Genomic DNA, 9,641 nt, shown 5'->3' on the forward strand with positions numbered 1-9,641 from the left:
CAGCGCCCCTACCCCGGCACGCCAAGAGGCGTACCGGACCTCCCCGCAAGGGGGAGGTAGAAAAGAGCGCCGGCGGATCGTTGCCGTCGATACCCCGCCGACGCCCCTTCAGCGCGCCCGCCTCCCCTGAAGGGGAGGCAAGAGGAGACGACCCGGCGAGACGATGAAGCACACCCTGAAGCCTTTCGCGTGTCAGCCGGCGGGGGTTATGTTGAGAGGGTCAGCAGGCTTGCAGTCGAATTCGAGGCGCCGATTTGGACGAGGACGCAAAGACCCAAGGCAAGTTCATCGGCTTCGTGGAGCATTTCGACGGCTGGCGCGCGTCGTTCCGCACGCTGAAGCCCGGGGAGGTGTTCTCGCAGGAAGGCGAGACCAGGATGTTCGCCACGGAGCCCGAGGCCGTGAAGTGGCTGCATACGCAAGCCAGCGATCTCGGCTTCTCTTCGATCGACATCAGGCGCAAATCCGACGACTAGAGCTGCGCCGGATTCGCGCGATCGTCCGAAGCTTAGCGCAACGGCGCGCCGAGGCCCGACATCATGGGGCAGCCGAGCGTCTTCTCGAACGCCTCCACCAAGTCCTGCCGGTTCTCCGCGGTGATGTAGAGGCCGCCTGTTTCCTCGGCGAGACATTTCACGTCGAGGAAGCTTTGCGCGCCCGTCCAGCGGAAAGCCCTCAGCTGATAGCCGACGACATGGACGGTGAGTTTCCGGCCGCTGTCTTTGATGATTGTGCCCAGCTCGCAGGGCGCGCCGCCGCAGGTTTCCTCGCCGTCGGTCAGCAGGACAATGACACTCGGTTTCGATTTGGACTCAAGCGCCGCCGCGGCCACCTTCACCGCCGTCACGAGCGGTGTCTTGCCGGCCGGGTTGATGGCGTTCACCACGCTCATGATGGGCTGGGTCGCGTTCCACATGGGTTCGAAGTTCAGCTGGACGTTGCATTGCTCATAGGGCCCCGGACCGTAGGTGATGAGCCCGATCTTGCGGTACTTCGAGGCATGCGGCAGCACCTGGCCCAAGGCTATGCGGACTTCGTCAATGCGCGTCACGTCGCTGAAGAGGCCCTGGACCGTGTTGCCGGACATGGACCCCGAGGCGTCGAAGACGATCATGGCGTCTTCGGTGCAGTGCGGCCGCGCCTCGTCCGGCGCCTGCGCGGCCGCCGGTCCGGCGAGGAGCGTGATGAGCGCGAGCACGGCGGAGCGCACGAAGGGTGACAGCCTGGTCATGCCCGACCTTAGCTTAGAACGCGCAGCAACGCGTTCCCAATCGCGTGAGACCGGCCGGGCGACTCTGACGTCTCACCGGCTTCGCCCGCTACTCGCGCACGAAGGTGCCGAGCCCGGTGCGGTCGTAGTAATCGAGCACGACCTTTCCCGCTTTGCCGTCGTCGCCGACCGTGAAGATCGCTCCGGCGAGCCCGTTGGCGTTCTCGCCGATGGTCTCGAAGCTGAAAGTATCGCCGTTGAAATGGTTGAGCGCGAAGGTGGCCGGCGCGCCTTGCGGTCCCATGGCCATCGAGAGCTTGCCGTCCTCGGCCGCGACTGTGAGCGGGCCGTAATAGGAATTGCCGTAGCTTCCCGTATAAGCCGCGAGGTTCTGCGCGGGCTTGGCGTCCGCCGGCACGTCCGTGTAGTCCACCTCCGGCGCTTCGGCCGCCCGCATCTGATCGAAGATGTGGCCCATGAAGCCGACCCAGTCCACGGTCTGCTCGCCATTCTGTGCGACATCGAGAAAGGCCGCGCCGACCGCCTCCGCGACGCCGATCGGCGTGCCGTTGGTAAGCGCGACGATGCCCAGATCCTCGCCCGGCATGAAGGTGATGAACGTCGCGGCGCCGAGCTCGAAGGCGCCGGAATGACCGATGCGCACGCGGCCTTCGTCATCATAAGAGACGTTCCAGCCGAAGCCGTAGAAGCCGGCAGGCGTGGCCGGAGATCGCGGCGGCCCGGGGATCATTTGCGGTACGTGGGCCGGTGCGATCGCGTCCGCCTTGACGATCTCCTGGCCGTCGAGCGTGCCGTTGCCGAGTTGGAGCCGCATGAAGCGCAGCATGTCGTTGAGCGAGCCGGATGCGCCGCCGGCGGGCGCCTCGGCGTCGGCGTTGCGGTCGTATTTCGCCGCCCAGGTTCCGTCCTTCAGGCGCGCGTGGATATGGGCCCGGTCCTTGTGCGCCAGATAATCCGCATGACGGTAGCTGGCGGTGGTCATGCCCGCCGGCTCGAACAGAACCGTGTTCGCAAGGTCCTCCCAGCTCTTGCCGGCGGCGGTCGCGGCGGCGACGCCGCCGGCCGTATAGCCGAAATTGCTGTAGTGATAGGTGGAGCGGAACGGGTCGAGCGGCTGCTGGTCGATATGGGAGAGGATGTAGTCCCGGTCGAAGCCGAGATCTTCCAAAAGATCGCCGGAGCCGGTGCGCAAGCCGCTGCGATGGGACATCAGATCGGCAATGGTGGCGTTCTCGGTGACGTATGGATCGCTCAGCGCGAACGCCGGGTTGTAGCCCTTCGCCGCGCCGTGCCAGTCCACCACGCCATCGCCGACGAGGTGAGCGACGATGGTCGAGGCGATGGGCTTCGACACCGAGGCCAGCAAGAACACCGTGTCGGGATCGATCTTGCCGGGTTGGCTCACCTCGCGCACGCCGAAGCCCTCGGCGTAGATCACCTTGTCCTTGTAGACGATTCCGACGGCGAGGCCGGGCAGGCCGGTTCGCTTCATGGCGCCCTCGACGATGCTGGGCAGTGCGGCCGTGGCCTTGTCGATATCGGCCTGGTCGAACAGCGGCGGCACCGGAGACACCGGCGTCTTCAATACCTTCCCCGCATCCTCCGAAAAGGCCGGGGCGGCAGCCAGGGCGGAGGCGAGACCAAATCCGCACAGCACGGCGATGCGCGCGCAGCGGAGGGTGTGGGACGCGGCGGAAACCGGCATGGACGTTCTCCAAGGTCTGAGGGCGGCCACTATCTAGCAGGGCGCCGCGCTCCGGCAAAACCTTGCGTGTGACGCGATGTCGAGGTTAGAAAAAGCTTCTTTCGCGGCGAATCCCAAAAAACACCGAGGCCCATGAGAAAATCGAAATTCACCCCCGGCGGGTTTGATCTCGCCGTCAAGAAGGCGCGGGCGGGGCGCGGCCTGTTCGCCCAAGAGACCATTCCGAAGGGCGTCTGCATCATCGAGTATGTCGGCCGCACGCTCACGGCAAAGGAAGAGGAGACGAGCCGCAGCCGCTATCTGTTCGAGGTCACCAAGAAGAAGACCATCGACGGCTGGAACAAGAGGAACACCGCGCGCTATATCAACCATTCCTGCCGGCCGAACTGCGAGATCGAAATCCGCAAGAAGCGCGTCTTCGTCATGGCCAAGCGGAAGATCAATCCGGGCGAGGAGCTTGGCTACAACTACGGCAAGAGCTATTTCGACTCCTTCCTCAAGCCCATCGGCTGCCGCTGCCTCAAATGCATGCCGGAGAAGGAATGGAAGAAGCTCAGCGCCAAGCTGAAAAGGCAGAAGAAAAAGGCTTGAGGTCGGAGAGGATCGCGCGGGCGGCGTTGTGACCCGGCGCGCCGGTGACGCCGCCGCCGGGATGCGCCCCGGAACCGCAGTGATAGAGCCCAGGTAAAGGGCCGCGATAGTCCGCGTAGCCCAGCATGGGCCGCGCGGAGAACAGCTGATTGAGCGTCAGCGCCCCGTGAAAGATGTCGCCGCCGACGAGCCCGAACTCGCGTTCGAGATCGAGGGGGCTCAAGGCTTGGCGGCCCACGACGCTGTTGGCGAAGCCGGGCGCGTAAGCGTCGACCGTGGCAATCATCAGGTCGGCGACCTCCTCGCGGGCCTCGTCCCAGGAGCGCCCGTCCGGCAGTTCGGGCGCCACATGCTGGCAGAACAAACTCGCCACATGGGCGCCCGGCGGGGCAAGGCTATCATCGAGGGTCGAGGGTATGAGCATCTCGATAATCGGCTCCCGGCTCCAGCCGTGCTGGCGCGCATCGCGATAAGCTTTGTCCATGTAGGCGAGGCTCGGGGCGATGATGACGCCGGCGCCGTGGTGCGCGCTGGCCTCCTTGCCGGGGAGCGCGGTAAAGCTCGGCAACTCCGAGAGCGCGACATTCATGCGGAACGTGCCCGAACCACACTTGAAGTTCCGCATGCGCGTCAGGAAGTCGGGCGGCAAGGCATCTTCCGGCATGAGCCGTGTATAGAGCAGCTTGAGGTTTACATTGGCGGCAAGCGCGCGGCCTTTGACGACGCTGCCGTCCGTCAGCACGACGCCTGCCGCGCGGCCTTTCTCGACGAGAACTTCGGCCACCTCCGCATTCGTCTGGATGTCCACGCCATGCTCGGCCGCTGCCTTGGACATGGCTTGCGTGATCGCGCCCATGCCGCCGACGGCGTGGCCCCAAGCGCCCTTCTTGCCGTTCACCTCGCCGAAGGCGTGATGCAGCAGCACATAGGCGGTGCCGGGATCGTAGGGGCTCGCGTAGTTGCCGACGATGGAATCGAAGCCGAGCAGCGCTTTCAGCGGCGCGCTCTCGAACCATTCGTCCAAGACATCAGCCGCCGGCTTGGTGAAGAGATCGAGGAGGAGGCGCTGTTGCTCGAGATCGAGATGGCGCAAATCGTTGCCGAGCGCGGCGGCGCGGCCAAGCTCGCGAAGCCCGCGCAAGCCGAAACCTTCGACCACGTTCGGTGGAGCCCGCAGGACGAGATTGCGCAAAATGTCCGCGACGTCCTCAAGCTTGGCGCCATAAGCATCGTAGCGGTCCGCGTCTCGTTTGCTGAATTTGGCGATCTCGGATTTGGTGCGCCCGTTGCCCGTCAAGAGATAGCCGCCGTCGGGGAGCGGCAGAAAGTTCATCATCGGTCGTTCGAGGATTTTCAGCCCATGCCGGTGCAGCTCGAGATCGGCGATGACCTTGGGATTGAGCAGGCTTACCGTGTAGGAGGCGATCGAATTGCGGAACCCGAGATGGAATTCTTGCGTGACCGCCGCGCCGCCGACAATGGGGCGCCGTTCCAGCACCTTCACTTTCAGGCCGGCACGGGCGAGATAGGCGGCGCAGACGAGTCCGTTGTGCCCGCCGCCGAGGACCACGACGTCATATTCGTTTGTGGGAGAGGCTGACATGCGCGGCCCGCACCTGATCTCCAAGGACCGCCTGTATAGGCTAGCCGGCGGCCCTCGTCACTTCGAGCGGGGGCGGCTGCCCAGGAATCGTCACAGGGAGAGGCTATGGCTGAGCAATGCCCGACTTAGCGAAGTTACGGCGCATGGTTGCCTACCTTCGGGAGGAGATCCCGGCGGAGGACATCTCCGCGAATCCGGTCTTCAACCATCCTCATAACACGGCGCGGGTGGTGCCAGAGCGGTTGCCCGCAGCCAAGATCAAGGAGTTGTCGCAGCTTCAGCCCGAGAGGGCGGTTGTCGCGACGCTGGCCGAATGGGCCGGGATCGCCGGTGCCATCGCACTCTGCGCATATTTCTGGCACCCGTTGCTCTATGTGCTCGCCGTCATGTTCATCGGCGCGCGACAGCATGCGCTCCTGATCCTCGGCCACGACGCCTCGCACTTCCGCACTTTGAAGACGCGTTGGCAAAACGACCTGTTCGCCAACATTTTCATGATGTGGCCGACCTTCGCCTCGGTCGAAGGCTTCCGCAAGTTCCACGGTACGCATCACCAGTACACGAACCTGCCGGACGACGGGAACCGCCACATCTGGTACACGCACGACGCGGCGGGCGAGCTCGCGCCGGATTGGCAGTTCCCGAAAACGCGGCTCGGGCTCGTACTTGTGCTGCTGCGCCGCGCAGCATTCCTCACCGGTCTGTTCTGGATTGTGCGCGGTCTGGTCGGCTCTACGCTCATTCCCTCGCCGGGATGGATGCGTGCCGCACGCTTCAGCTTCTATGCCGTGACTATCGCGGCGCTGACTTATTTCAGTCTCTGGTCCGCGTTCCTCCTTTATTGGATCGTGCCGTTCTGCACCTGGCACATCGCGGCGCAGTATATGCGCCTGATCTGCGAGCACAGCGCGGTGGAGAGCGATGAGGAAGAGTATTCCATCACGCGCAGCACTATTCCGACTTGGCTCGAGCGAATCTTCATTCTCCCGTGCAATATCGGCTACCACTTGGAGCATCACTGGTATCCGAGCGTGCCGTTCTACCGGCTGCCCGAGTTGCATCAGGCACTGATGGAACGTCAGGGTTTTCGCGAGCACGCCGTGATTCGCCACTCGGTCCTGACATCGCTCAGCGAATGCGTCAGGCGGCAGTCTTCGCCAAGCACACCGTTCGCCCAGGAAAGCGCGCGCTAAGTTTTCGCCGGCGTCAGACTTGCGGGCATTGCGCCGGCAAGTCGTACAGCCTGAAGATCTCGGCTTTGACGCGGGCCTTGCAGGTCTGACTAGTGGGACCGCACAAGCCGTATTGCAGCAGACGCCTCCGTACACCGGAGTGACTTTGCTCATGCAGCGCGCGGCCCGCGCGCACGAGGCGGCAGATGTGGTGTCTGTCGAAGCCGACGCGCTCCAGATCCACGCCGAAGGCTGCCGCGTATTTGGCCACGGTGGCCGCGCTGCCGCCAAGTTCGGCCACGAGGGACGGGTAGGGCGCGTAAAGCCCCACACCAATGAGCGCTCCGGTGGTCAGGATGCGGCAGGTTGTGCTGATCTTGTCGATATAGGCGAACTCCCGTTCCCAGAGTTGCCGGCGCTCGCAAGGGGTCGCCGCAAGCGCAGCCGTGGTCATCGCAAGAGATAAGGCTCCCGCCATCAGAGCCGTGCTGAGCCTGGCTTTGCCGCGCATCATCGTCGCTCCCGAGGTTGTCCCTAAGCTAAAGACTAGCGCATAAGTTGTATAATGGGAAGATTCGCGGTAAGCGACGCTATTCGCCAGGAAAGCGCGTGGCGAAGTCCGCCGTGGAATTGACCTCGGGGTAGGGGATTTTAGGCGCCGGCACGCCCAGGAAAGCGCAGAGCGGCGCCCAGCCCTGGCCTGCCTCATAGACCAGGAGCCGGTCGGGCGGGACGGTGCGACGCACCTCTTCGTTGTGCGCATTGAAGACTTGAATTGCATGGTCTCGGTCAATGTCGCCGCCGAAGGACCCGTGAAGCACGACGGCATTCACCATCTGCATGTGATCCCACCTAATAGGATCGGCGGACGCGCGGCTTTCTGTCTGCGCCGCCTCATGCTGGCTCATCCGCTGAAAAATCGTCTTGGACGCGCTTTCATACCAACTTTCGGGATCGCGTACGGTGAGGATCACCTTGGCGTCCGGGTTTGCGGCGATCAGCTCTCTCCAAATGAAGATGGCCGGCCAGTCCACGCTCGAACGATAACCGTGGAGAATCGCGCGCCAATCGTCAGACTGCCCGGTTGCCAGCGCACGCCACATGGCGTCATGTGTCGAGTGCTTGCGCGTCTCGATCATGTGGTAGCAGGGGCCGAAGCCCAGTTCCTCGAGCGCGAGCTTCAGCGAGAGCGTGCCGGTCCGGCCGAACCCCGCGCCGATGACTTGAAGGCACATTGGCCGCGTTCCTCCCAGGAACCACTCGCGGTAAGCGTTGGTTGTGTGAGACTATACGAACCGCGAGGAGGAAGCCGATGACGAAAGTCGTTTACAAGATCATCAAACATGAGAATGGCTGGGCCTATCAGGCGCGAGGCACAATCTCAGAGACCTTTCCCGCCCATGACGCCGCGCTCGAAGCGGCCAAGCGTGCGGCGGGCGAACAGAAAGTGCCGGGCGAGACCGTCGGCATCGAGTATGAGACGGCGGATGGCGAGTGGCACGAGGAGCTCGACCCGGGCACCGATCGGCCCCAGACCGCGGTCGAGGACAAATAGCGCGACTTCCCGCGAGTTGACACTTCGCTCCTATCGCGGTCTCTGACACCTGTATTTCGGGGCAGAGACGCGGGAGGGCGCGGTGATTCAATCCTATGTTCTATGGGCCTTGCTCGGCATGGCCGGCTATTCGCTCATGACGTTGTTCGTGAAGCTCGCCGAGCGGAGTGGCAATGTCACCACCTATCAAGTTCTTGCAGTGTCGACCACCATCGTGGCGATCTTCGCCATTGCCGTCGTGGCGTGGCGCGGCGAGCTGAAGACTCTGCTTTTCGAGCTGGAGACGCCGCCACTGCTCTGGGCCATTGCCGGAGGCGTCGCGCTCACGGTTGCCGTAAGCTCGCTGTTTCACGCGCTGGCACTGGGGCCGGCCAATATCGTGGTGCCAGTCTACGGCATGTTCATTGTCGGCGGCGCGGTGCTTGGGGTGGTGGTGCTCGGCGAGGCGATGCCCTGGCATCGCGTCATCGGGCTGATTGCCGCCGTGGTCGGCGTAGTGCTGATTTCGATTTAGGGTTTTGGGGGCGGGGCGGCAGCCTCGAAAGGCGCCGCCCCGTCTCGCAGGTTAGGCCGCGTCGACCAGAACGATCTCGGCGTCCTCGAGGGCTTTTACCGTCAGCGCAGTTTCGTTCTCGATCGCTACGCCGTCGCGGGGGTTCACCGTGACGCCGTTGACCTCGATACGGCCCGTGGCCGGTACGAGATACGCGTGCCGTGCGGTGCCGAGGCGATACTCGGCCGTTTCGCCCGCCTTCAACGTGGCGCCGAGCACGCGCGCCTCCGCGCGGATCGGCAGAGCATCCGTGTCGCCCTCGAAACCGGACGCCAACGCGACGAACTGGCCGGAGCGCTCATCCCGGGGAAAAGGCTTCGCGCCCCAAGACGGTTCGCCGCCTTCGACGCCCGGCTCGATCCAGATCTGGAACAGCGTGGTGGGCACGTCCTCGCGGTTGAACTCGGCGTGGCGAACACCGCTTCCGGCGCTCATCACTTGGACGTCGCCGGCCTCGGTACGGCCTTGGTTGCCCATGCTGTCCTCGTGGGTAATGGCGCCCTCGCGGACATAGGTGATGATCTCCATCTCCGCGTGGGGATGAGCTGGGAAGCCGGTGTTCGGCGCGATCTCGTCGTCGTTCCACACGCGCAAGGCGCCGTGGTTCACGCGCTTCGGGTCGAAGTACCGGGCGAAAGAAAAATGGTGCTTGGCCTTGAGCCAACCATGGTCGGCGCCGCCAAGCGTGTCGAAGGGTCTGACTTCGATCATGTCCAAACTCCTCTCCGTTACAAATGCGCTGTACGTTCAAGGTCTTCCGAAGCCGACTAGGCGTTGAAGCCGCCGTCGACCGTCAAGGTCGTGCCGGTGATGTAGCCGGAGCTCGGGCCAGCCAGGAACGCGACCGCGGCGGCGACTTCATCGGCGGTGCCGTAGCGGCCAAGCGCGGTCGCTGCCTTTTGTGCATCGGAGAACTCTCCGTTCCCAGCAGGGTTCATGTCGGTGTCGATCGGGCCGGGCTGCACCGTGTTGACGGTGATTCCCTTGGGTCCGAGATCGCGCGCCCAGCCGCGGGTGTAACCGAGGAGGGCTGCCTTCGTTGCGCTGTAGTCGGCGGCGCCAGCGAATGGGGTGCTTTCGCCCACGACCGAACCGATGGAAATGATGCGTCCACCCTCGCCCATCAGCGGCGCGGCGGCGCGCACGGCGGTAGCGACTCCGCCAACATTGACGGCGAACATCCGATCGAGCTCGTCAAGATTGTTGGCGCGGTCATGGACCTGGCCCAACG

Annotated in this window: 12 protein-coding genes; 5 read left to right on the forward strand and 7 right to left on the reverse strand. The window is 64.1% G+C overall.

Annotated features, from left to right (window positions below; translation table 11 throughout):
- Window positions 1-254 precede the first annotated feature (254 nt).
- Entirely contained in the window at window positions 255-476 is a 222-nt protein-coding gene (locus ACSLE4_RS05685; RefSeq protein WP_435903510.1) for a hypothetical protein, read from the forward strand.
- A 32-nt stretch (window positions 477-508) separates the two neighbouring features.
- Here the strand turns inward: ACSLE4_RS05685 and ACSLE4_RS05690 are convergent, their stop codons facing one another.
- On the reverse strand, window positions 509-1,231 hold the full coding sequence (locus tag ACSLE4_RS05690; protein ID WP_435903511.1) for a vWA domain-containing protein: 723 nt from the start codon (window positions 1,229-1,231) through the stop codon (window positions 509-511).
- Window positions 1,232-1,319: 88 nt separating this feature from the next.
- The gene (locus ACSLE4_RS05695; RefSeq protein ID WP_435903512.1) at window positions 1,320-2,936 is read right to left on the reverse strand and encodes a serine hydrolase; all 1,617 of its coding nucleotides are present in this window, start codon (window positions 2,934-2,936) and stop codon (window positions 1,320-1,322) included.
- Window positions 2,937-3,068: 132 nt separating this feature from the next.
- On the opposite strand from ACSLE4_RS05695, the gene ACSLE4_RS05700 reads away from it, so the two are divergent.
- On the forward strand, window positions 3,069-3,527 hold the full coding sequence (locus tag ACSLE4_RS05700; RefSeq protein WP_435903513.1) for an SET domain-containing protein: 459 nt from the start codon (window positions 3,069-3,071) through the stop codon (window positions 3,525-3,527).
- On the opposite strand, the gene ACSLE4_RS05705 is transcribed toward ACSLE4_RS05700, so the two are convergent.
- Window positions 3,490-5,130, reverse strand: a complete 1,641-nt coding sequence (locus ACSLE4_RS05705) for a phytoene desaturase family protein (protein ID WP_435903514.1) — start codon at window positions 5,128-5,130, stop codon at window positions 3,490-3,492. The two genes, ACSLE4_RS05700 and ACSLE4_RS05705, sit on opposite strands and share 38 nt — an antisense overlap.
- Window positions 5,131-5,273: 143 nt before the next feature.
- Between ACSLE4_RS05705 and ACSLE4_RS05710 the strand changes: the two genes are divergently transcribed.
- On the forward strand, window positions 5,274-6,323 hold the full coding sequence (locus ACSLE4_RS05710; protein ID WP_435903515.1) for a fatty acid desaturase family protein: 1,050 nt from the start codon (window positions 5,274-5,276) through the stop codon (window positions 6,321-6,323).
- 13 nt (window positions 6,324-6,336) lie between these two features.
- Here the strand turns inward: ACSLE4_RS05710 and ACSLE4_RS05715 are convergent, their stop codons facing one another.
- Window positions 6,337-6,756, reverse strand: coding sequence for a hypothetical protein (locus ACSLE4_RS05715; protein WP_435903516.1), 420 nt, complete (start codon window positions 6,754-6,756; stop codon window positions 6,337-6,339).
- Window positions 6,757-6,892: 136 nt separating this feature from the next.
- Window positions 6,893-7,537 (reverse strand): sulfotransferase family protein, encoded by a 645-nt coding sequence (locus tag ACSLE4_RS05720; protein WP_435903517.1) that lies wholly within the window; start codon window positions 7,535-7,537, stop codon window positions 6,893-6,895.
- A gap of 77 nt (window positions 7,538-7,614) precedes the next feature.
- On the opposite strand from ACSLE4_RS05720, the gene ACSLE4_RS05725 reads away from it, so the two are divergent.
- Together ACSLE4_RS05725 and ACSLE4_RS05730 are read left to right on the forward strand one after the other, a co-directional pair.
- Entirely contained in the window at window positions 7,615-7,857 is a 243-nt protein-coding gene (locus ACSLE4_RS05725; RefSeq protein WP_435903518.1) for a hypothetical protein, read from the forward strand.
- A gap of 82 nt (window positions 7,858-7,939) precedes the next feature.
- A complete protein-coding gene (locus tag ACSLE4_RS05730) occupies window positions 7,940-8,371 on the forward strand; it encodes an EamA family transporter (RefSeq protein ID WP_435903519.1) in 432 nt (143 codons plus the stop codon).
- Between the two features lie 51 nt (window positions 8,372-8,422).
- Here the strand turns inward: ACSLE4_RS05730 and ACSLE4_RS05735 are convergent, their stop codons facing one another.
- Window positions 8,423-9,121, reverse strand: coding sequence for a pirin family protein (locus ACSLE4_RS05735; protein ID WP_435903520.1), 699 nt, complete (start codon window positions 9,119-9,121; stop codon window positions 8,423-8,425).
- Window positions 9,122-9,177: 56 nt separating this feature from the next.
- On the reverse strand, window positions 9,178-9,641 hold a 464-nt coding region (locus ACSLE4_RS05740; protein WP_435903521.1), incomplete at its 5' end, for an SDR family oxidoreductase.

Source organism: Methyloceanibacter sp., from assembly GCF_051306395.1.
Lineage (GTDB): Bacteria > Pseudomonadota > Alphaproteobacteria > Rhizobiales > Methyloligellaceae > Methyloceanibacter.

Excerpts from the sequence above, each read along its gene's own strand:
- ACSLE4_RS05690 (WP_435903511.1), bottom strand. The coding sequence starts at position 1,231 with ATGACCAGGCTGTCACCCTTCGTGCGCTCCGCCGTGCTCGCGCTCATC.
- ACSLE4_RS05695 (WP_435903512.1), bottom strand. The coding sequence starts at position 2,936 with ATGCCGGTTTCCGCCGCGTCCCACACCCTCCGCTGCGCGCGCATCGCC.
- ACSLE4_RS05700 (WP_435903513.1), top strand. The coding sequence starts at position 3,069 with ATGAGAAAATCGAAATTCACCCCCGGCGGGTTTGATCTCGCCGTCAAG.
- ACSLE4_RS05705 (WP_435903514.1), bottom strand. The coding sequence starts at position 5,130 with ATGTCAGCCTCTCCCACAAACGAATATGACGTCGTGGTCCTCGGCGGC.
- ACSLE4_RS05710 (WP_435903515.1), top strand. The coding sequence starts at position 5,274 with ATGGTTGCCTACCTTCGGGAGGAGATCCCGGCGGAGGACATCTCCGCG.
- ACSLE4_RS05715 (WP_435903516.1), bottom strand. The coding sequence starts at position 6,756 with ATGACCACGGCTGCGCTTGCGGCGACCCCTTGCGAGCGCCGGCAACTC.
- ACSLE4_RS05720 (WP_435903517.1), bottom strand. The coding sequence starts at position 7,537 with ATGTGCCTTCAAGTCATCGGCGCGGGGTTCGGCCGGACCGGCACGCTC.
- ACSLE4_RS05725 (WP_435903518.1), top strand. The coding sequence starts at position 7,615 with ATGACGAAAGTCGTTTACAAGATCATCAAACATGAGAATGGCTGGGCC.
- ACSLE4_RS05735 (WP_435903520.1), bottom strand. The coding sequence starts at position 9,121 with ATGATCGAAGTCAGACCCTTCGACACGCTTGGCGGCGCCGACCATGGT.